The organism is Microbacterium sp. (genome assembly GCF_035554235.1).
Taxonomy (GTDB): Bacteria; Actinomycetota; Actinomycetes; order Actinomycetales; family Microbacteriaceae; genus Microbacterium.
This window is the reverse complement of sequence record NZ_DATMIO010000030.1, coordinates 15,569-37,127: the sequence shown is the minus strand read 5'-3', so window position 1 is coordinate 37,127 and position 21,559 is coordinate 15,569. Positions and strand designations below refer to the sequence as shown.

The following is a 21,559-nucleotide window of genomic DNA, read 5'->3' as shown; positions in this document are numbered from 1 at the left end:
GGTGCACCATGGCTTCCGCCTGCCCGATCAGATCACTCGCGGCGGCTTCGGTGATCCCCAGCGCGGATGCAAGTTCCAATCGCACCGACCGCTCGATCACGTCAGTCAGCTCGAACCCGTGCACCCGGGCATCGGCGAGCGCCTGCACTCGCATCGCATCCACACGAACCAGCTGCTGCGCGGCGAACACCGAGATCATCGTCTGCGTCTCCACCACCAGATCCACCGCATCCGGAACCGGCGGCGCCCACCCCGCCCGCATATCCCACGCCGCGGGATCTTCCGAAACCGCGGCGTCTTCCGAAACCGCGGCATCCGCCGATTCCCCAGCATCCGCCGATTCCGCAGCATCCGCCGACCCCGCTGGGACATCCCACGCGGCGGCATCCGCCGAATCCGCAGCATCCACAGGATCCGCCGGATCGGGTGCGGGATCGGGTCCCATCTCGGGTTGGTTGAGCATGCTTCGACAGTAGAACATACCTCCGACACTCGAACCGCGCGCTGTCATCCCGGGCTCCAGGTCTCGCCATCCCGACCTCCCCATGCCCGGCACGCGCCGAACGCGGCCGCGGACGGCCTCCGGTATCCCCAGAAGCACCACAGCCGTGTCCGTTTTCCGCTAGAGGATGTCGGGGGCGCGTGTCAGGCTGAGGGCATGAGCCCCGCAGCCACGCGACCGTCGATGACCTTCGATGAGCGCTATCGTGTCATCGAGTCGCGCGATGTGCGCTTCGACGGGCAGTTCGTCACGGCGGTGCGCACCACCGGAATCTACTGCCGCCCGAGCTGCCCCGCCCGCACGCCGAAGCCCGGAAACGTCTCTTTCTACGCCACCTCGGCCGCCGCGCACGAGGCCGGCTACCGCGCGTGCAAGCGGTGCCTGCCCGAGGCGGCGCCCGGGTCGCCGCATTGGAACCTCCGGGGCGATGTCACCGCCCGCGCGATGCGCCTCATCGCCGACGGAGTGGTCGAACGCGAGGGCGTTCCGGGCCTCGCGGCGCGGCTCGGGTATTCGGCCCGGCATCTCACGCGCCTGCTCACCGCCGAACTCGGCGCCGGCCCGCTGGCACTCAGTCGTGCGCACCGCGCCCACACGGCCCGCATGCTCCTCGTCGGCACTGACCTGCCGGCGGCCGACGTCGCGTTCTCGGCCGGGTTCTCCAGCATCCGCCAGTTCAACGACACCGTGAGCGAGGTGTTCGGGATGCCGCCGATGCAGCTGCGGGCGCGCCGCCGCGGCATCCATCCCGCCGTCACCAGCCCCGGCACGATCGATCTCGCCCTGCCCTACCGCGCTCCCCTCGATACGGCCGGTCTCTTCGGCTGGATGTCGGCCCGCGCGGTTTCCGGGCTCGAGGCGGGCGGCGCCACATCCTTCGCGCGCACGCTGCGGCTGCCGGGCGGGCCCGCCACGATGCGGCTCACGCACGACCCCGCCGACCGCATCCGGCTGCGGGCCCGCCTCGCCTCATTGAGCGACCTCCCCATACTCGTCGCCCGCGCCCGGCGCCTCTTCGATCTGGATGCCGACCCGCTGGCGGTCGACGGCGCCCTGGCGCGGGAGCCCGAGATCGCGCCCCTCGTCGCCGCTGTTCCCGGCATCCGCGTTCCGGGCGCCGCCGACCCGCACGAGATGCTGATTCGCGCGATGATCGGGCAGCAGATCTCGGTGGCTGCGGCCCGCACCCACCTCACCCAGCTCGTCGACGCCCTCGGGGAGCGGCTGCCCGCCCCGATCGTGTCAGACGATGACGGCGAGCTCGACCGCCTGTTCCCGACCATGGCCGCGATCGCGGAACGCGGCTCGGAGGTGCTTCGCGGTCCCGCGGCGCGCATCCGCGCGATCACCGGTGCGGCTGCCGCGCTCGCGACGGGGGAGCTGCGACTCGGCACCGGTGACGAATGGTCCGAGCAGCGCGCCGCCCTCCTCGCCATGCCCGGCATCGGGCCGTGGACCGCCGACTATGTGCGCATGCGTGTGACCGGCGACCCCGATGTACTCCTCCCCGGCGATGTGGCGGTGCGCTCCGGCGCCCTGCGCGTCGGCATCCCCTCGGATGCCGCCGGTCTGACCGCCTGGTCGCGCCGGCTCGCGCCGTGGCGCAGCTATCTCACCGCGCACCTGTGGCGCGCCCTCGCATCGACCCCTTCGAAGGAGATCTCATGACCACTGGACTGATCCAGACGATCGACACCCCCGACGGCCCGTTCACGATCGTCGCCGATACGGACGGGCGCGTGCTCGCCTCAGGATGGACGGATGACGGGACCCGTGCGCTCGGACGCATCCACGCCTCCCTGCGGCCCGACACGCTCACGACCGCCGCACTGACGGCGGGCGACGCCGCCCTCTCCTACTACGCGGGCGATGTCGCGGGCATCGACGAGGTCGCGGTGCGCCAGCAGGGCACCGAGATGCAGCTGCTCGGGTGGGCCGCCCTGCGGCGCATCGAGCCGGGGGAACCCCTCACGTATACGGGGTTCGCCGAGGCCCTCGGCTCGCCGCGCGCGATTCGTGCCGCGGCATCCATCTGCGCCCGCAACGCGCCCGCGCTTTTCGTGCCGTGCCATCGCGTGCTCCGCGGCGACGGGTCGCTCGGCGGGTTCGCGTGGGGGCTCGAGGTCAAGCGGTCGCTGCTTGATCGTGAGGCGCGGGTCGGGCTCGTCTGAGCGCGGCCGGTCTGCGTGCCCGGCCCGAACTCGTGTTGCACTCAGGCTCCTCACAGCAATAGGCTGGAGGGCTGTTGCGCCGCTCGGCGCGCTCGCCCAGCCCAAGGAGGATGTCATGCTCTCGATCGCCGTCGCTATCTCGCCGGTCGCATTCGTCCTCCGTGGAGCCCCCGGGACGCTCGGCCGCGCAGCCTGAGCCGTTCGGCCTGATCGGCTGATCTCCGGCGGCATAATGCCGCCTCCCGTTTCGTTCCACCGGAAGACGAACTCTCCGGTCGACGCACGTTCGCGCGCGTCTTCAGTCCACCTGAATCGTTCCACCAGGCATCGCCACGTCACCCCACAAGGATCATGACCACCACCGCCGCACCTCCGCCCTCGCCCGCTCCCGCCCCCGCGAAGGAGAAACAGCTCTCGACGTTCGCCGCGCTCGCCCGCCTGCTGCCCTTCGCCAGGCCCGTGATGCCTCGCCTCCTGATGGGGTTCTTCAGCGCGCTTCTCGCCGCGCTCGTCGCACTGCTCATCCCGCTCGTGCTCGAGGCCGTCGTCGGCGGACCGATCGCCACCGGCGACATCTCGCAGATCGTCTGGGGCGCCGCGGCCGTGCTCGCCCTCGGATTGGCCGAGGCGGGTCTCGTGTGGCTGCGTCGCTGGTTCGTGCTCGGCCCCGCCACCAAGGTGGAGTACGAACTCCGTACCGACTTCTACGCGCGCCTGCAGAACCTCCCCGTCTCCTTCCACGACCGGTGGCAGTCCGGGCAGCTCCTCAGCCGCATGATGCAGGACATCAGCCTGATCCGCCGCTGGATGGCGTTCGGCATCGTGCTGCTCGTCGTGAACATCATCACGATCGCGGTGGGCTCCGTCATCCTGTTCCGCTGGCATTGGCTGCTCGGCACGATCTTCGTCGTCACCGCCGTTCCGCTGTGGATCCAGGGCTACCTCTTCGAGAAGCGCTACGGCGCCCTCACCCGGCAGAGTCAGGACCAGGCCGGCGACCTTGCCACCGCGGTCGAGGAGAGCGTGCACGGCATCCGCGTGCTCAAGGCATTCGGGCGCGGCAAGCACGCTCTGCGCAGGTTCGCGCGGCAGGCCGAGAGCCTGCGCGAGACCGAGCTCGATAAGGCGCGCGCGGTCGGCAGGATCTGGTTCTGGCTCGTGCTCATGCCCGACATCGCGTTCGCGCTGTGCCTGGCATCCGGCATCTGGCTCGCCGCCACGGGAGCGATCGATGTCGCCGAGCTCTTCGCGTTCTTCGCGATGGCGACCGTGCTGCGCTGGCCGATCGAGTCCATCGGGTTCCTGTTCTCCTTCCTGCTCGATGCCCGCACGGCGACCGATCGCATCTTCGAGGTCTTCGACGAGACCAACACGATCACCGACCCCGAGAACCCGCTCACGATCACCGAGCCGCGCGGCGAACTCGTCTTCGAAGGGGTGCACTTCCGGTATCAGGATGCCGGTGCCAGCGAGCGCGACCTGCTGGACGGCATCGACCTCGTGGTGAGGCCGGGCGAGACCATGGCCCTCGTGGGCCTCACCGGCTGCGGCAAGACGACCCTGACGACGCTGCCCACGCGCCTCTACGACGTGACCGGCGGGCGCCTGCTGCTCGACGGCGTCGACGTGCGCGACCTGCGGCTCGCGGAGCTGCGTCGCCACATCGCGATGGCGTTCGAGGACGCGACCCTCTTCTCGGCGACCGTGCGCGAGAACGTGCTGCTCGGGCGGGCCGATCTCGACATCCACAGTCCCGAAGCGGATCGCGCGCTGCAGGAGGCGCTCGACATCGCCCAAGCGGGCTTCGTTCACGAGCTGCCCGACGGGGTCGACACGATGATCGGCGAGGAAGGACTCAGCCTCTCGGGCGGACAGCGCCAGCGCCTCGCGCTCGCGCGGGCGGTCGCGGCGAAGCCGTCGGTGCTCGTGCTCGATGACCCCTTGTCGGCGCTGGATGTCGACACCGAGGCGTTGGTCGAGGAGGCGCTGCGGCGGGTGCTCGTCGGCACGACGGCGCTCGTGGTGGCGCATCGGCCGTCGACGGTGGCGCTCGCCGATCGGGTCGCCCTCATGCAGGACGGCCGCATCACGGCCGTCGGCACGCACTCCGAGCTGCTGCGCAGCAGCGAGCACTACCGACACGTGATCTCGAGCCTCGAGGTCGCCCTTCAGCAGGCTCAGGAACCGGCCCGCATGCGGGCCCTTCGAGAGGCCCAGGAATCAAGCGAGGTGAACCTGTGAGCAATTCGGTCACCGGCACGAGCGGCGAAGACCGCTCCGACTATTCGCGTGACGAGAGCAAGGTGATCCGTGCGCGGTCGCTGCGCCTGCTCGGGTCGCTCGTCAGCCCGCTGCGCTGGCAGGTCGTTCTCGCCGCGGTCGTACTCGTCGTCTCGACGGCGCTGCGCGTCGCCGGTCCCTGGCTGATCGGCGTCGGCATCGACCGCGCCCTTCCGCAGGTCATCGAGAACAACGATTGGATGCCGACGATCGTCGTCGTGCTGGTCTACCTCGTCGCCGCGATCGGGGGCGCCGCGCTCATCGGCTGGTACGTGGTCGTCGCGGCCCGCCTCACCCAGGCGGTCATGATCGACCTCCGCAAGCGGATCTTCCTGCACACGCAGCGCCTGAGCCTCGAGTTCCACGAGTCGTACACGTCGGGACGCATCATCTCTCGCCAGACGAGCGACCTCGACTCGATCCGCGAGTTGCTCGACGGTGGGCTGAACGAGCTGGTTTCGGGCGTGCTCTACGGCTCGTTCACGCTCGTGGCCCTCATGCTGGTCGACTGGCAGTCGGGCGTCGTGATCGTCGTCATGGGCCTGCCGCTCTACCTCCTGATGCGCTGGTTCTACACCCGGTCGCAGGTCGTGTACCGCGAGTCGCGTGTCATCAGCGCGAAGGTCATCGTGCAGTTCGTGGAGACGATGACCGGCATCCGCGCCGTGAAGGCGTTCCGCAAGGAGCCCCGCAACGACGAAGAGTTCGGTGCCGTCTCTGCGGACTACCGAGACGTGAACATGCGCTCGATCAGGCTCTACGGAACGTTCGAGCCCGGGCTGATGGCCGTGTCTTCGATGTCTCTCGCCCTCGTCATCCTGTGGGGCGGCATCCGCGTCTCCGATGGGGCGATCGAAGTCGGTGTGCTGCTGGCCGCGGTGCTCTACGTGCGCAACTTCTTCTCGCCGCTGCAGGAGGTCGCGTTCTTCCTGAACTCGTACCAGTCGGCGACGGCGGCGCTCGAGAAGGTCTCGGGCGTGCTCGAGGAGCAGCCGACCGTGCCCGACCCGACCGAGCCTGTGGACCTCTGGCGCGCGAAGGGTGCCGTGAGCTTCGACGGCGTGACGTTCGGGTATGGGGCGGACCGCAACGTGCTGCCCGATTTCTCCCTCGACATCCCCGCGGGGCAGACCGTCGCGCTCGTCGGCACGACCGGTGCCGGAAAGTCGACGCTCGCGAAGCTCATCTCGCGCTTCTACGACCCGACACGGGGCCGCGTCACGCTCGACGGCGTCGACCTGCGCCGGCTGCATCCGAAGGACCTGCGTCGCGCGATCGTCATGGTCACCCAGGAGGCCTACCTCTTCAGCGGCACCGTGGCCGACAACATCGCCCTCGGCAAGCCGGAGGCGACGTTGGACGAGATCCGCGCGGCGGCGCGCGCTGTGGGTGCGGACGGCTTCATCGAGGCCCTGCCCGACGGCTACAACACCGACGTCAACAAGCGCGGCGGTCGCGTGTCGGCGGGTCAGCGCCAGCTGATCTCGTTCGCGCGGGCCTTCCTCGCCGACCCCGCGGTGCTGATCCTCGATGAGGCCACGGCCTCGCTCGACATCCCGTCGGAGCGACTCATCCAGGATGCCCTGGAGACGCTGCTCTCCGACCGCACGGCCATCATCATCGCGCACCGCCTGTCCACCGTTGCAATCGCGGACCGTGTGCTCGTCATGGAGCACGGCCGCATCATCGAGGACGACCGCCCCGAGGTGCTGATCGGCGGCGACGGCCGGTTCGCCCAGCTGCACGCCGCGTGGCGGGAGTCGCTCGTCTAGGGGCCGAAGGGGCGCGGCCCGCGCTGGCGCCACCAACTTCGGAGAATGTCACCGAGCTCGGACGATTCACCGCGAGTCATCCGAAGTTTGCGACATTCTCCGAAGTTCGTTCACGCGAGAAATGGGCAGATGGGTGGATGCTGTGCGCTATGCGGCTCGGTGGGCTCCGGCGGCGACCGCACGGGCGATGGCGCGCTCGACTGCCGGCCAGTCGTGGAGCACCTGGGCGTAGCTGAAGCGCAGCACGACGTAGCCCCGGAGCACCAGCTCTGCATCATGCTCGAGGTCGCGGCGCCGGTCAGCCGGCTTCGAGTGGTAGGCGAACCCGTCGAGCTGCACGACCAGCCGCTCGCCGATCAGCAGGTCCACCGGCCGGCCGGCGAGCACCGTCTGCTGCCGCATTCGCAGTCCCCAAGGGCTGAGCCGCACCACCACGATCGTCTCGAGGCCCGAGTCGGAGAGGCCGGTGAGCCCGGCGGCGCAATCGCGCGCAGCGACGCTCGTCCATTCGACGCGCCGCAGCGCCTCCGGCGAGAGCCGCTCGATCCTGCTCGCGGACTCCCAGAGCACCATCGCGGTCTCCCGGGGCATGCACGACGCGATATGCGCGAGGGCGTCTTCGACCGACGCGGACAACGTACGCGGAGACACCGGCGCCAGGGGTGCGTTCCAGTGAACGATCGCGGACGTCGGCGGTGCGGCCGCGTTCGGGGCGCGATGCAGGTGGATGCCGCCGGCCGGCGCCTCCGGCATCCACCACTTCCGCCGCATCGCGAGCGAGACGCACGTCAATCGCCCGCCCGCCTCCGCGGCCGCGACGAGGTCATCGGGCGCGCGATCGCTCGCGAACCACGACCTGCGGATCAGCCTCGCCTCACCCGCGTGCACCGCCGCGCGCAAGGTCCGAGGCGCGAAGCCTGCATCGCGCAGATCGTGTCGGTGGACGATTCCGCCCCGGGCTGCGATGAAGGCACGCACAGACATCCGTCGATCGTGCCCGTGACGTCGGCAACCGTGTCGTCCCGTCGTCGCCTCGGGGGAGAGCGCCCGGTTCGACGCCGCTGTGCAGGAGAGGGCGTGGCGTTCACCTCGTTCGGAGAATGTGCCCTTTACCGGTCGATGTGGCCGAAATGATCCGAAGTTCGCGACATTCTCCGACGTTCGTATGCCCCGATCGCAGCGGAGCCCGGGCGAGCGCGCCGCCGTTCTCAGGCGTCAGAGGCGGATCTCGGCGATGACCTCGCCGTATTCCGTCTCTCCTACGGGGGTGAAGCCGACGCGGAGGAAGAACGCTTCGGGACCTTCGGGCCCGGCCTCGTAGATGACGTTGACGTGGTCGAATCCGAGCTCGCGGGCACGCTCGATCAAGCCTTCCACGGCGAACCGGCCCACTCCGCGCCCCTGGTCGTCGGCGTCGACGTTGATTCGCCACAGCACGGATCGGAAATGATCCTCCGGCGCCTCGGGGTCGAAGTTCGCGCTGACGAACCCGACCACCTCGTTGCGGTCGAGCACGACGCGCTGCCAGCTGGTCTGCGGGTTGACCACGGTCGCGGCGACGCCGTACGACACGGGTGCGAGGAACTGCTCCTGCCCGGGCTTGAGCGACAGGTTGTTCACCGCCACGATCGTCGCCGCGGACAGTTCGACAAGTCGAAGCTCAGCCATAGCGACAGGGTAACTTGTTCCGCGCGACGGCGGGCGATCGGGTTCGAGACGCCATACGGAATTCGCCGCGGATGCCGGGGAATTCCACACGAATTATCTCGATGTCAAGATACTTTGCGGGTGCGATAGTGTGGACGGACGACCCGAATGGAGACGACCCCGGTGACAGATTCGACCATCATCTACACGTATACAGATGAGGCTCCGGCGCTCGCAACGGCATCGTTTCTGCCGATCGTGCAGGCCGTCACCGGCCAGGCCGGGGTTGATATCGAAACGCGCGACATCTCGCTCGCGGGCCGCGTCCTGGCGGCGTTCCCGCAGAAGCTCACGCCCGAGCAGCAGGTCGGCGACGCGCTCGCCGAACTCGGCGGCCTCGCGACGCTTCCCGAGGCGAACATCATCAAGCTCCCGAACATCTCGGCCTCGATTCCGCAGCTGAAGGGCGTCATCGCCGAGCTCCAGGGCAAGGGCTTCGACATCCCCGACTACCCCGACGACGCGCAGTCGCTCGAGGAGAAGGACATCCGCGCGCGCTACGACCGCATCAAGGGCTCCGCGGTCAACCCCGTGCTGCGCGAGGGCAACAGCGACCGTCGCGCACCGCTGTCGGTGAAGAACTACGCCCGCAAGCACCCGCACCGCAACAAGCCCTTCGCGAGGGGGTCGAAGACCCGCGTCGCCACGATGGGCCACGACGACTTCAAATCCAATGAGAAGTCGTGGGTCGCCGCGCACGACGATGTGCTGACGGTCCGCCACGTCGCGACCGACGGCACGGTCACCGTGCTGAAGGACAACCTGAAGGTCCTCCCGCGCGAGATCATCGACGCGACCTTCCTCTCCGCGGCGGCGCTGGATGAATTCCTCGCCGAGACCCTCGCGGCCGCTGCCGAAGAGGGCGTGCTGTACTCGGTTCACCTCAAGGCGACGATGATGAAGGTCAGCGACCCGATCATCTTCGGCCACGTCGTGAAGGCCTACTTCTCGGACGTGTTCGATCGATACGGCGACCGCCTCGAGGCCGCGGGCCTGACCCCGAACAACGGGCTCGGTTCGATCCTGGCCGGGCTCGACGCGGTGGAGGGCGGCGATGAGATCGCCGCCGCCATCGCGGCCGACCTCGAGCGCGGCCCGCGCCTGTCGTACACGAACTCCGACAAGGGCATCACGAACCTGCATGTTCCCTCCGACGTCATCGTCGATGCGTCGATGCCCGCGCTCGTGCGCAACGGCGGAAAGCTGTGGGGCGCGGACGGCGGCGAGGAAGACACGCTCGCCGTGATTCCGGACTCGTCGTACGCGAGCATCTACCAGGCCACGATCGACGACGTCATCGCGAACGGCCCTCTCGATCCGGCCACGATCGGCACCGTGCCGAACGTCGGCCTCATGGCACAGGCCGCCGAGGAGTACGGCAGCCACGACAAGACGTTCGAGATCTCAGCCCCGGGCGTCGTGCAGATCGTCGATTCGGCGGGGGAGGTGCTCATCGCGCACGAAGTAGGCGTCGGTGACATCTGGCGTGCGACGCAGACCAAGCACATCGCCGTCATCGACTGGGTTCACCTCGCGGTGAGGCGCGCCCGCGCCACGGGGGATCCCGCCGTCTTCTGGCTCGATGTCAACCGGTCGCACGACGCCCAGCTGATCGCCAAGGTGCATCAGGCGCTGGCCCTGCTCGACACCCACGGCATTCAGATCACGATCCTCGCTCCCGAAGAGGCGACCCGGTACACGCTCGCCCGCATGCGGCACGGCCTCGACACCATCTCGGTGACCGGAAACGTGCTGCGCGACTATCTCACCGACCTGTTCCCGATCCTCGAGGTCGGCACGAGCGCCAAGATGCTCTCGATCGTTCCCCTGCTCGCCGGTGGGGGTCTGTTCGAGACGGGCGCGGGCGGGTCGGCGCCGAAGCACGTGCAGCAGCTGCTGGAGGAGAACTACCTGCGCTGGGATTCGCTCGGCGAGTTCTTCGCGCTCGCCGCATCGCTCGAGCATCTCGCGAACTACACCGGCAACCACAGGGCGCAGGTGCTTGCCGACACGCTGGATGCCGCGACCGGCGTGTTCCTCGAGAACGACAAGTCTCCCGGACGCGCGCTGGGCACGATCGACAACCGTGGCAGCCACTTCTACCTCGCTCTGTACTGGACGCGGGAGCTGGCGGCGCAGAAGGCCGATCCCGAGCTTGCCGCAGTCTTCGCTTCGATCGCCGACTCTCTCGAGGCGAACGAGGAAGCGATCGTCGGTGAGCTCCTCGCCGTCCAGGGCTCGCCCGCCGACATCGGAGGCTACTACCGCCCCGACGCGAAGCTCGTGGAGGCCATCATGCGGCCCTCGGCAACCCTCAACGAGATCATCGACGGCATCGGCTGACCGGCGTCGTCGAGACGCGACGCTATCCCGCCTGCGACACCCGTGAGAGCAGCGGATGCGTGGGCGCGAGCTGCGGCAGCGCGGCGGTGCCGTCGAGCCCCGATCCCCGCGGCTGTTCGAGGTGGGCGTCGGGGTTCGACTCGTGCAGCAGCTCGATGAAGCGGTCGTGGATCGTCCGCGAGTGGAACACCCCGCCGATCGCGCACACGGCGCGGGGGCCGTCGTCGGCCTCTGCGGTGCGATCCAGTGCCGTCGTGACGGTCGCGGCCAGCTCGCGGGCCGCCCGCAGGCAGATGCGCGCGGCGACGGTGTCGGTGTCGGCGAGCTCGGAGACGGGATGGGCGAACGAAGCGACGAGGCTCACGCGGTCCTCCGCGGCCTGCAGCGCGATGTAGGCGCTCTCGAGGTCGGGCCACTTCTCCCGCACGACGGAGGTCAGCGCGGTCCGCTCCCCGCGGCCGTCGTGGGCGCGCATGACGGCGTCGAGAGCCTCGCGGCCGATCCAGTACCCGCTGCCGGCGTCGCCCATGATGTGGCCCCAGCCGTCGACGCGCGCGACGCGGTGCCGGCCGACGCCGAGCGCGACGACGCCGGTGCCCGCAGCGACGACCGCACCGCTGACGTCGCCGAGGGCACCCAGGAACGACGTGACGGAGTCGTGGGCGAGCATCGTCTGACGTACGCCCGATGCACGCACGAGCTCGAGCAGCTGCCCCGCGTCGCTTTCGCGATCGGTCAGCCCCGACACGCCGGCTGCCAGCACGTCGGGACGAGTCCCGGTGCGCTCGACCATGAGCCGCGCCACCTCTGCGAGCTGCGGCTGCAGCGTCTCGTGCGTGCGGATCCCGGGAAAGACGGCATCGATGTCGGGCCGGGATGCGACGCTCAGCCGCACCTTTATGCCCGTCTGCCCGGCATCCATCGCCAGTACCCCGCTCATGCGATCGCGCTCGATGGGTTCGTTCCCATGCGTCATTCCCCTGTCCTCTGCAGGGGCGCGCCGTCCGGCCGCATCATGCTGCTGGAGGGCAACGCCAACCCGGCGAGGAACTCGGCCTGGGCGAGCCACTGGTGAGCCTGACCGCCTTCGTGCTCGTTGTGCGGGTACACGGAGATCGCGGCGTCGACGGCCGCCCCAAGCGAGCCACGTGACCCTAGAGAACCGTAGTGATTGCGGGCGGCGTACACCGTCGAGGGCGGGCACACCGGGTCGAGCAGGGCGACGGAGAAGAGCGCCGGGGCGGTGGCCCGCTTGGCGAAGTTGACGCCGTCGAAGTAAGAAAGCGTCTGGAACACACGCTCCTCGGCGCCGCGGTGCACCGCGAGGTAGCGGACAATCTCGTCGTAGGGGTCGCTGCCGGTCATCCCGACCGCGCGCTCGAAGTGGCAGAGGAACGGCACATCGGGCATGACGGCGACGAGGCCCTCGGCGAGGCCGGCTGCCGCGAGGGCGATGCCCCCGCCCTGGCTCACTCCGCAGACCGCGACGCGCGCGGCATCCACCCCATCGAGATCCCGGACGGCATCGATCGCCCGCACCGCGTCGGTGAAGACACGCCGGTAGTAGTAATCGGCGGCGTTCTCAATGCCGCGCGTCATGAAGCCCGGGACCGAGGGTCCCGTGCCGTGCGGGTCGGCGGTGCCGCCGCCGCTGCCCCATCCAGAGCCCTGGCCCCGGGTGTCCATGAAGAAGTACGCGTAGCCGGATGCCGCCCACCCGAGTCGCTCGTGCGGAAGGCCGCGGCCGCCCCCGTAGCCGTTGAACTCGACGACGGCGGGCAGCGGCCCGTCGGCGTCGTGGGGGAGGAGGAACCACCCCTTGACGGGGTCGCCGGCGAAACCGGGGAAGGTGACGTCGTACGCGTCGACCGCGCGGAGCGGGGTGTCGACCGCCGTGACGGTGACCTCGCCCCCGACCGCGCGGGATGCGGCCAGTGTGTCGGTCCAGAAGGCGTCGAAGTCGCCGGGCTCGAGCACATCGGGTCGGTACGTTTCGAGTTCGGCGAGGGGGAGATCGAATCGGGGCACCGATTCACGATACCGGCCGGCGGCGTGCGGTGCCGTCAGTCGTGGATCCAGACGTCCGTTCCGTTGGCCGACCACTCGTAGACCTGCTGGGCGCGGGGAATCGGCATCCCGACGCAACCATGGCTCATGCGGCGGCCCCAGTTGGAGTGCCAGTACACCCCGTGGAACGCCTGATCGCCGTTGAAGTAGGTGATCCAGGGGACGTTCGCCGTCTCGTAGAACACCCGGTTGCCCTGCGCGTCGAGGAGCGGGTTGCCGTTGGCGTCTCGCTCTGGTCCGCGCATCGTCTGGGTGCGCACGTGCGAATTGATCGTGTATCGCCCGGTGTACGTCGGTGTGACGGATTTTCCGCTCGAGATCGCCCAGCTGTCGACCACGGCGCCGTTCTCCTTGAGATACAGCCGCTGCTCGCTGAGGTCGACCTCGAGGAGGCGCACCACGGTGAGAGTCTGGAACGGCGTCTCGGCGACCGGCACCTGGAGCGCCGCGTTGCCCTGCGCGAGCTGGGTGGCGAACTGATCGGCCAGGCCGTCGGTGCCGGTGACGGCCCGACCGGCGACGCCATCGGTCGCGGTGCGCAGCACCCGTCCGGCGTTGTTCGCGATGGTGGCCGCGTTGACGGGGTCACGGTTGATGGCCGCAGGAAGCGCATCGATGAAGGGCTGAATCGCCGCCGCGTCGGCCGTGATGTCGGGCGCCCCGGCAGCGTCCAGCTTCACAGTGAGCCAGGATGCCGTCGTCGCGGCGTCGACCGGAACGGTCCGCTCCTCGCCGACGTAGAACCCCGAGGCCGCCACCATCGCGTTGACCTTTGCGGCGCCGGCCTCTGCCTCGGCCGTCGTGACGGTCGATTCGACCTCCTGCGACGGCGCGGGGATCTCGATCGAGGCGTCGCCCGCCGCGAGGGCCTCGGAGAGCGCCGCCCCGACGGCGTCGACGTCGATGCCCGTACCGGGCACCGCGGCGACCACGACGTACGCGCCGACGGCGGGGTCGAACGCGACCGTGGCGTCGACGGGATCGACGTACAGTGCGGGAGCGGCGTCGCGGATCGTGGCGGACGCCTCGTCGGCTTCGAGGGCGACGGTTGCCGGGATCGGTTCGGGGTTCCACGCGCCGATGTTCCACAGGGGGTGCTCACCGTAGGCCGTGGCGGCCAGCGCCTTGGCATCGACCACCGCGCCGAGTTCGGCGCCGGTGAGGACGACATCGCCCTCGGGGGTGGTCAGGACGACGGCTGTCTCATCGAGCGCCGACTGGATCGCGTCTGCGGCCGCGCCGGGGGTCATCCCCCCGATGGGGACTCCGCCCACCGTCACGCCGGGAGCGATGAGGATGGCGGAGGTCACGCCGACGCCGAGAAGGACGACCCCCACGGGAATGCCGATCCACAGGGCGAGGTGACGCTTCTTCGGCCGGGGCTCGGCGGGAGCCCACTCGAGGCCGGGCTCGTCGGGGTCGTCAGGAGACCCCGGGCCTTCAGGGCCTTCGGGCCCGTCAGGAACCGCGGGCCCGTCGCGAACCTCGGGCCCGTCGATGACCGTCGTCTGTGCCTGGGCCTCCGACGCGGCGTCGTCGGATTCCACGCCGACGGCGGCCTTATCGCCCTCGGCGGAGTCGGCTCGTGTGGCCAGATCGGTCACGACATCACCCCCGTGTTTGCCTCGTGCCCCTTGTACATAGTAAAGGACGCCCCGACATCCATGGCCGGAGTCGCGAATCGCCGCCGCGACGGGCGCGGCGCGGGCGGGGACGCGCGGGCTGGTTCAGCCCTGGACGCAGAGCTCCTGGAACGCCGTGAAGGACTCCTGGAACTGCGCGGTGCGCTCCTGCATCTCGGCGGCCTTCGAGACGTCGCCGTCGATGACGACCGCCTTCATGACCTCCCCCATGCCGGCGAAGGCATCCCGCAGTCCTTCCGCCGCGGTGCGCACCTCGTCGTTGTCGATGTCGCCGATCGCGGTGCCGATCGCCTCGGCCGCCGCCGTCATCCCGTCGATCACGAGCTGGGGATCGCTCGACGCATCGACGCCCTCGAACTCGCTCATCGCACCCGAAACCTGCTCCTGGATGACGGCGCAGGCGTCGGCTACCGAGGCGGATCCTTCAGGGGACCCCGACCCCTCCGACGCGGAACTGGTCGGCGTGGAGGAACTGCTCGGGGCGGCTCCGGCCGATCCGGTGCAGGCGGTGAGCCCGAACAGGGCGACGGCGGTGATGGTCAGGGCGGTCAAACGGCGGTTCATGGCTGCCTCTCGGTCGGTCCTCCCCATGCTACGCGGGCGCCGGGGTGCGCCGATCGCGCGCGCCTCGCCGTCGCTGGCGTCGACCGGTCCCGGGCGACGCAATGTAACGGTTTTGTAAACACGCTGTATTAATGCCGCGAACGGGTTGTGGACCCGATGTTCGTAAGGTGTACTAACAAACATGACTGGATCGAAGGCTCGGCGCGGCTCATCGACACTCGAGGCCGCGCAGTCCCCGGGTTCTCCGAGCGCCCACACGTTCGGTCCCGGCCGCACGCTGCGCTCTCGCGCCAAGGTCCTTCCCGAGCACGCGCGTGGCCACAACCGCGCTCTCGTGCTCCAGACGCTGTACCACGACGGGGCGATGAGCCGCGCCGACCTGTCCCGCGAGACGAGCCTCACGCGCGTCACGATCTCCGACCTCGTCGGCGAACTGATCTCCGACGGCATCGTCGTGGAGAAGGGCGTTCGCGAGGCCTCCGGCCCGGGAAAGCCGGCGATCCTGGTCGACATCGACCGCGAGGGTCACCAGATCATCGGCATCGACCTGTCGGGCCCCGACGCATTCCTCGGCGCCGTGCTCAGCCTCGACGGCGGCATCGTCGCCCGCCGCGAGGTGGCACGGCCCTCGAGCTTCGACGGAGCCGAAGCGCTCGAGGCCGTGCTCGCTCTCGCCCGGCAGCTCGTGGCCGAGACGACGTCGCCGATCCTCGGCGTGGGCGTCGGCACGCCCGGTGTCGTCACCCCCGATGGCGTCGTGCTGAAGGCGCCCAACTTCGGGTGGACCGAGCTGCCGCTCGAGCGCCTGCTCGGCGAGGCCCTCGCGCTCCCGGTGCTGGTCGCCAACGACGCCAATGCCGCGGTGCTCGCCGAGTACACGTTCGGCGGCGCCCAGGCCGACACCGTGCTCATCAAGGTCGGCCGCGGCGTCGGCTCGGGTGTGCTCTCGAGCGGGCAGCCGCTCCTCGGCAGCCACTACGCCGCCGGTGAGATCGGCCACGTCACGGTCGGCACGGATGGCGGACCCGGGTGCGTGTGCGGAAAGAGCGGATGCCTCGAGGCCTGGCTTTCCGTTCCCGCACTGACCGCGCGCCTCGCCGCGGCCCCGGCCGCCGAGGCCGGCGGCATCCTGCGCGACGCGGGGGAGCGCCTCGGCATCGCCCTCGCCCCCGTCGTGGGCGTGCTCGACGTGTCTGAGATCGTGCTCTCCGGCCCCATCGAACTTCTCGACGGACCACTCGCCACGGCGACCGTCGAGACCCTCCGTGCACGCACCCTGGCGCGATTCCACGACAGCGTGCGCGTGCGGATGACGGAGCAAGGCGAGGACATCGTCCTGCGCGGCGCGGCCGTCATGGTCCTCTCCGGCCAACTCGGGGTGTCATAGGCAACGTCGCACACCCCATTCCCCCCTGGAGGGTCGCCCTCCCTACAGAAGTGCCGCAGCACTTCACCAACAGAAAACAAAGGAACACACCATGAACAAGAAGCTCGGAGCCCTCGCCCTTCTCGGCGCGTCGGCTGTGGTGCTCGCCGGCTGCGCCGGCGGATCCGGTGGCACGGCCGACGAGGCGTCAGACGAGATCCGCGTCTGGCTGGTCGGGACAGACACGCCGCAGGATGCCCGGGACTACCTCGTCGAGACCTTCGAAGAGGACAACCCGGGCTCGACCCTGGTCATCGAAGAGCAGACCTGGGAGGGCCTCGTCGACAAGCTGACGACGAGCCTCTCGAGCTCGGACAGCCCCGACATCGTCGAGTTCGGCAACACGCAGGCGCCGGCATTCACCTCGGTCGGCGCGCTGCTCGACATCTCGGACATCTACGAGGATCTCGGTGGTGACGACCTGCTCCCGGGCTTCGTCGAGGCGGGCTCGTACGACGGCGCGTTCTACGCCGCGCCGCTCTATTCGGGCGCCCGCGTCGTGTTCGCCGACCCGGCATTCGTCCAGGCCGCTCCGGCGAGCCTCGACGCGTACGTCGCCTCGGCCAAGGAACTCGCCGCGGCGAACCCCGGCAAGTCGGGCATCTACTTCGCGGGCCAGGACTGGTACAACGCGCTCCCCTTCATATGGGAGAACGGCGGCGAGATCGCCGTCCAGGACGGCGACGAGTGGGACGCACAGCTGAGCTCGGCGGAATCGGTCAAGGGCCTGATGCAGGTCCAGGAGCTCATGACCACCGCGTCGCTCGCACCCAAGGACGGCGACAACGCAGAGCCGTGGACGCCGTACTGCGAGGGTGCGTCGATCCAGTTCTCGGCGCCCAACTGGGCGCTCGGCCTGGCGAGCGAGTGCGAGACGCCCGCTCCGCCGGCAGCCCCGTTCGTCTATGCCCTGCCGGGCATGACCGGCGGCCCCGCCCAGGTGTTCGCCGGTGGGTCGAACATCGGCATCTCCGCCAAATCGGCCAACCCCGAGCTGGCGAAGAGCGCCCTGGAGATCATCCTGAGCGACGAGTTCCAGACGATCTACGGCGAGAACGGCCTCATCCCGGCCAAGAAGTCGCTCGCCTCGACCCTCGGCGACACCCCGGAGGCGCAGGCCTTCACCGCGGCCGCCAGCAACGCGAAGCTCACCCCGGCATCACCGAAGTGGGCAGACGTCGAGGCCGCCCGTGTGCTGGAGGACTTCTTCGTGAAGATCGCCCAGGGCGGCGATGTCGCGGCGCTCGCCGCCGAGGTCGACACCAAGATCGAGGACATCCTCAACGGCTGAACCTCGGAAAGGGCCGGCGACGGACACCGCCGCCGGCCCGGACCCCGAGCAACCTGATCTGGAGAACTCATGTCCACGCTTCCCAGCGAGGCCAGGCCGGCGGTGAGTGCCATCGAGGGCGAGCGCCTGCTCGCCCCCTCGGCGCCCGAGCCGTCCGAGCGGCGCCGGCGGTCGGCGCTCGCGGGGGGATTCACCCCCTACGCCCTGCTGCTCCCGGCCCTTCTCGTGCTGGTCGCCATCACCGGCTGGCCACTCGTGCAGCTGCTGATCATGTCGTTCCAGGAGTTCGGGCGGGCGCAGGTCTTCGGGGCTCCCCCCGAGTACATCGGATTCGGCAACTACGCCGCCGTGCTCACCGACAGCGAGTTCTGGCAGGTGCTCGGCCGATCGGTCGTCCTGGCGGCCGTCTGCGTCGTCGCGACGATGGTGCTCGGCGTTCTCATCGCCCTGCTCATGAAGCGGCTCCACGCGGTGCTGCGCACGATCGTCTCCATCGGGCTCCTGCTGGCGTGGGCGATGCCGCCGCTGTCGGCGACGATCGTCTGGGGCTGGATCTTCGACACCCAGTACGGCGTGCTCAACTATGTGCTCACCAACTGGCTGGGGCTCGACTTCGCGGGGCACTCGTGGCTGATCGACCCGCTCAGCTTCTTCTTCGTGGCATCCATCATCATCATCTGGGGCGCCGTGCCCTTCGTCGCCTTCACGGTGTACGCCGGGCTGACCCAGATCCCCGACGAAGTGCTCGAGGCGGCTCAGCTCGACGGCGCGAACGGGGCGAAGAGCTTCGTTCTCGTCGTCGTGCCCTACATCCGCCCGATCCTGGTCATCGTGACGATCCTGCAGGTGATCTGGGATCTGCGGGTCTTCACCCAGATCTACGCCCTGCAGTCGATCGGCGGACTCGCCGAACAGACCAACACCCTCGGCGTGTACATCTACCGGGTCTCGCTCGGCGCAGGCGAGTTCGGCATCGGTGGCGCGATCTCGGTCATCGTCGTGCTGCTCCTGGCCGTCTGCTCCGTCTTCTACGTGCGCCGAAGCGTCAAGGAGGAATCGCTGTGACCGCCCTCGCCCCCGCCCGCCTCGCGCCACCCGCCCCGGTGCGCCCCCGCGGCCCGCGACTTCGTCGTCGCCTGGGGTCGGTTCTCCTCGGAGCGGCCGCGATCGTCGTCTTCGTGGCATCCGTCTTTCCGGTCTACTGGATGGTGAACACATCGCTGCAGCCGAACTCCGAGGTGCGCGGCAGCGAGCTGCACTTCTGGCCCGACAACGCGACGATCGAGAACTACGCGGCCGTCATCTTCGGCTCGGGGCGTGTGCCGTTCCTGCCTGCGCTCGGCAACTCGCTCATCATCACCCTGCTCACGGTGGCGGTGTCGCTGGTGTTCGCGTTCCTCGCGGCGCTCGCCGTCACCCGGTTCCGCTTCCGCACCCGCGCGGCGTTCATCATCACCATCCTGCTCGTGCAGATGATCCCGGCCGAGGCGATGATCATCTCCATCTTCCGGCTCGTCGACGGCTGGCATCTCCTCAACTCCATCATCGGGCTCACGGCCGTGTATGTCGCGACCGTCCTGCCCTTCACGATCTGGACGCTGCGGGGGTTCGTCAACGGGGTGCCCATCGAGCTCGAAGAGGCGGGGATGATCGACGGCCTGTCGCGCTCCCAGGCGTTCTGGCGCATCACCTTTCCCCTGCTGGCGCCGGGACTCGTCGCCACCGGCGTCTTCGGGTTCATCCAGGCGTGGAACGAGTTCGTGTTCGCGCTCGTGCTCAATCCGCGCCCCGAGGCGATGACGCTCCCCGTGTGGCTGCGCACGTTCCTCGATCCGAACGGCGGAATCAACTGGTCCGAGCTCATGGCCGGATCGACGCTCGTCGCGATCCCGGTCGTCATCTTCTTCCTGATCATCCAGGGGCGGATGACGAGCGGCCTCGTCTCGGGGGCGGTCAAGGGCTGATGAACGCCGCAGCTGTCGCCGGGTCCCGCGGGGAGGTCGGCTCATGAGGGTGGGCCTGGATGTCGGGGGCACCAAGACCGACGCCGTCGCCGTCTCATCCTCGGGCGAGATCGTGGGCCGTGTCCGCCTGGTGACGGGCTGGGGATCCGACGCGGTCGTGTCGACCGTGCTCGGTGCCGTGGCCGCGCTCGAGCGGGAAGCCGGAATCGCCCGCGGGGCGATCTCATCGATCGGCGTGGGCATCCCGGGCCAGATCGAGCCGGGCTCGTCGCGAGTGCTGCACGCCGTCAACCTCGGAGTCGCCGCGCTCGACCTCGCGGCCGCCGTGGAGCCGCAGCTCGGGGTTCCCGTGCGGGTGGAGAACGACGTCAAGGCCGCGGCACTCGGCGCCGCCGCGCTGCGCACGCACACCCTGAACGGCACGAGCTCGATGGCGTTCCTGAATCTCGGCACCGGCGTCGCCGCGGGCATCGTCGCGGGGGGCGAGCTGTGGCGCGGTGCGCGCGGAACCGCCGGCGAGGTGGGCCACATCTCGATCGACCCGAACGGGCCGGAGTGCCGGTGCGGCCAGCGCGGCTGTATCGAGGCCCTGGCCGGCGGTGCCGCCGTGGCCGAGCGCTGGGGTCGCCCCGGGGCGCTGCCCGTCCGCGACGTCTTCGACGCGGCCGACGCGGGGGATGCGCGCGCGATCGCGCTGCGCGCGGGGATCGCGCACGGCATCGCGGCGGCGGTGCGCGTGCTCGTGCTGACGGCGGATGTCGATGCGGTCGTGCTGGGCGGCGGCCTGACCGCCCTCGGCGAGCGGCTCGCCGACGAGGTGGGCCGCGAGCTGCGTTCTCGCGCCGCGGCATCCGCGTTCATGCGCTCGCTCCGCATCGAGGAGCGCTTCGAACTGCTGCCGGCCGGATCGCCCGCGGCGGCCCTCGGCGCGGCCATCGTCGGCGCCACGCGCGACCCGGAGGGAGTGCTGGCGCATGGCTGAGGTTCTCATCGTCCCGGATGCTGCGGCCGGCGGCGCCCTCGTCGCCGGCGAGATCGCGCGGCTCGTGCGCGCCACCCCCGATGCCGTGGTGGGCCTTGCCACGGGGTCGACGCCGCTGCCGGTCTACGAGGCGCTCCGCGGCGCCCTGCAGGGCGTGGATGTCTCGCTCGTGCGCGGCTTCGCCCTGGACGAGTACGTAGGGCTCGACCCGGCGCACCCCCAGAGCTATCGCTCGGTGATCACCCGGGAGGTCGTCGAGCCCCTCGGCCTCGACCCGGCGCGGATCCGGACACCCGACGGCTCGCTCTCGGGCATCGAGCGCGCGGGCGAGAACTACGAGGCGGCGATCGCGGCGGCGGGCGGCGTCGACCTGCAGCTTCTCGGCATCGGCACCGACGGACACATCGGCTTCAACGAGCCCGGCTCGTCGTTCGCGTCGCTGACCCGCGTCAAGACGCTCACCGCGCAGACCCGCGAAGACAACGCGCGCTTCTTCGACTCCGTGCACGAGGTGCCGCGGCACTGCATCACCCAGGGGCTCGGCACGATCCTGCGCGCCCGCCACCTCGTGCTGCTCGCCTTCGGCGAGGGCAAGGCGGAGGCGGTCGCGGGCGCCGTCGAGGGGCCGCTGACCGCCTCCCTCCCGGGATCGGCGATCCAGCTGCATCCGCATGCGACCGTCGTCGTCGACGAGCCCGCCGCCGCACGGCTCCGCTTCGCGGACTACTACCGCTACACGTTCGAGAACAAGCCCGCCTGGCAAGGGCTGTAAGGGCCACCGGTCGCGCATCCCGTCGGGACGCAACCCCCTTGTCGCTGCTGGAGACCGGTGCCAGCATGGGCGTTC

The 21,559-nt window shown here is 69.8% G+C and carries 17 protein-coding genes and 1 pseudogene; 11 read left to right on the top strand and 7 right to left on the bottom strand.

Annotated features, from left to right (window positions below; all coding sequences use genetic code 11):
• Nucleotides 1–463 (bottom strand): annotated as a pseudogene (locus VNT50_RS01740) (hypothetical protein); the annotation flags it as partial.
• Between the two features lie 195 nt (nucleotides 464–658).
• On the opposite strand from VNT50_RS01740, the gene VNT50_RS01735 reads away from it, so the two are divergent.
• The 4 genes from VNT50_RS01735 to VNT50_RS01720 all read left to right on the top strand — a co-directional run bounded on the left by VNT50_RS01735 (nucleotide 659) and on the right by VNT50_RS01720 (nucleotide 6,725).
• Nucleotides 659–2,170: a DNA-3-methyladenine glycosylase 2 family protein gene (locus VNT50_RS01735; RefSeq protein ID WP_325483389.1), complete on the top strand. Its 1,512-nt coding sequence runs from the start codon at nucleotides 659–661 to the stop codon at nucleotides 2,168–2,170.
• Nucleotides 2,167–2,673 carry a methylated-DNA--[protein]-cysteine S-methyltransferase gene (locus VNT50_RS01730; protein ID WP_325483388.1) on the top strand — a complete coding sequence of 169 codons (507 nt, stop codon included), beginning with the start codon at nucleotides 2,167–2,169 and terminating at the stop codon, nucleotides 2,671–2,673. The genes VNT50_RS01735 and VNT50_RS01730 overlap by 4 nt, the downstream gene beginning before the upstream one ends.
• A 351-nt stretch (nucleotides 2,674–3,024) precedes the next feature.
• Nucleotides 3,025–4,914 (top strand): ABC transporter ATP-binding protein, encoded by a 1,890-nt coding sequence (locus VNT50_RS01725; protein WP_325483387.1) that lies wholly within the window; start codon nucleotides 3,025–3,027, stop codon nucleotides 4,912–4,914.
• On the top strand, nucleotides 4,911–6,725 hold the full coding sequence (locus VNT50_RS01720) for an ABC transporter ATP-binding protein (protein ID WP_325483386.1): 1,815 nt from the start codon (nucleotides 4,911–4,913) through the stop codon (nucleotides 6,723–6,725). Before VNT50_RS01725 ends, VNT50_RS01720 begins: the two co-directional genes overlap by 4 nt.
• A gap of 147 nt (nucleotides 6,726–6,872) precedes the next feature.
• On the opposite strand, the gene VNT50_RS01715 is transcribed toward VNT50_RS01720, so the two are convergent.
• Both VNT50_RS01715 and VNT50_RS01710 read right to left on the bottom strand, forming a co-directional pair.
• Entirely contained in the window at nucleotides 6,873–7,709 is an 837-nt protein-coding gene (locus VNT50_RS01715; RefSeq protein WP_325483385.1) for an endonuclease domain-containing protein, read from the bottom strand.
• Nucleotides 7,710–7,940: 231 nt separating this feature from the next.
• Entirely contained in the window at nucleotides 7,941–8,393 is a 453-nt protein-coding gene (locus VNT50_RS01710) for a GNAT family N-acetyltransferase (RefSeq protein WP_325483384.1), read from the bottom strand.
• A 162-nt stretch (nucleotides 8,394–8,555) separates the two neighbouring features.
• Here VNT50_RS01710 and VNT50_RS01705 point away from each other — a divergent pair, with 162 nt between their 5' ends.
• On the top strand, nucleotides 8,556–10,775 hold the full coding sequence (locus VNT50_RS01705) for an NADP-dependent isocitrate dehydrogenase (protein WP_325483383.1): 2,220 nt from the start codon (nucleotides 8,556–8,558) through the stop codon (nucleotides 10,773–10,775).
• 22 nt (nucleotides 10,776–10,797) lie between these two features.
• Here VNT50_RS01705 and VNT50_RS01700 read toward each other — a convergent pair whose 3' ends face one another.
• The 4 genes from VNT50_RS01700 to VNT50_RS01685 all read right to left on the bottom strand — a co-directional run bounded on the left by VNT50_RS01700 (nucleotide 10,798) and on the right by VNT50_RS01685 (nucleotide 15,049).
• The gene (locus VNT50_RS01700) at nucleotides 10,798–11,715 is read right to left on the bottom strand and encodes an N-acetylglucosamine kinase (protein WP_325483382.1); all 918 of its coding nucleotides are present in this window, start codon (nucleotides 11,713–11,715) and stop codon (nucleotides 10,798–10,800) included.
• 32 nt (nucleotides 11,716–11,747) lie between these two features.
• Nucleotides 11,748–12,803, bottom strand: coding sequence for an acetylxylan esterase (locus VNT50_RS01695; RefSeq protein WP_325483381.1), 1,056 nt, complete (start codon nucleotides 12,801–12,803; stop codon nucleotides 11,748–11,750).
• Between the two features lie 35 nt (nucleotides 12,804–12,838).
• Nucleotides 12,839–14,446, bottom strand: coding sequence for a L,D-transpeptidase (locus tag VNT50_RS01690; RefSeq protein ID WP_325483380.1), 1,608 nt, complete (start codon nucleotides 14,444–14,446; stop codon nucleotides 12,839–12,841).
• A gap of 123 nt (nucleotides 14,447–14,569) precedes the next feature.
• The gene (locus VNT50_RS01685) at nucleotides 14,570–15,049 is read right to left on the bottom strand and encodes a hypothetical protein (protein ID WP_325483379.1); all 480 of its coding nucleotides are present in this window, start codon (nucleotides 15,047–15,049) and stop codon (nucleotides 14,570–14,572) included.
• 181 nt (nucleotides 15,050–15,230) lie between these two features.
• Between VNT50_RS01685 and VNT50_RS01680 the strand changes: the two genes are divergently transcribed.
• The 6 genes from VNT50_RS01680 (at nucleotide 15,231) to VNT50_RS01655 (ending at nucleotide 21,484) form a co-directional block, all read left to right on the top strand.
• Nucleotides 15,231–16,436 (top strand): ROK family transcriptional regulator, encoded by a 1,206-nt coding sequence (locus tag VNT50_RS01680; protein ID WP_325483378.1) that lies wholly within the window; start codon nucleotides 15,231–15,233, stop codon nucleotides 16,434–16,436.
• 91 nt (nucleotides 16,437–16,527) lie between these two features.
• A complete protein-coding gene (locus VNT50_RS01675; RefSeq protein ID WP_325483377.1) occupies nucleotides 16,528–17,766 on the top strand; it encodes an extracellular solute-binding protein in 1,239 nt (412 codons plus the stop codon).
• Between the two features lie 69 nt (nucleotides 17,767–17,835).
• Nucleotides 17,836–18,831: a carbohydrate ABC transporter permease gene (locus VNT50_RS01670; protein ID WP_325483376.1), complete on the top strand. Its 996-nt coding sequence runs from the start codon at nucleotides 17,836–17,838 to the stop codon at nucleotides 18,829–18,831.
• Nucleotides 18,828–19,730, top strand: coding sequence for a carbohydrate ABC transporter permease (locus tag VNT50_RS01665; RefSeq protein ID WP_325483375.1), 903 nt, complete (start codon nucleotides 18,828–18,830; stop codon nucleotides 19,728–19,730). The genes VNT50_RS01670 and VNT50_RS01665 overlap by 4 nt, the downstream gene beginning before the upstream one ends.
• A gap of 43 nt (nucleotides 19,731–19,773) precedes the next feature.
• Entirely contained in the window at nucleotides 19,774–20,712 is a 939-nt protein-coding gene (locus VNT50_RS01660; RefSeq protein ID WP_325483374.1) for an ROK family protein, read from the top strand.
• Complete coding sequence (locus VNT50_RS01655) at nucleotides 20,705–21,484, top strand: glucosamine-6-phosphate deaminase (protein ID WP_325483373.1); 780 nt, start codon at nucleotides 20,705–20,707, stop codon at nucleotides 21,482–21,484. Before VNT50_RS01660 ends, VNT50_RS01655 begins: the two co-directional genes overlap by 8 nt.
• Nucleotides 21,485–21,559 lie beyond the last annotated feature (75 nt).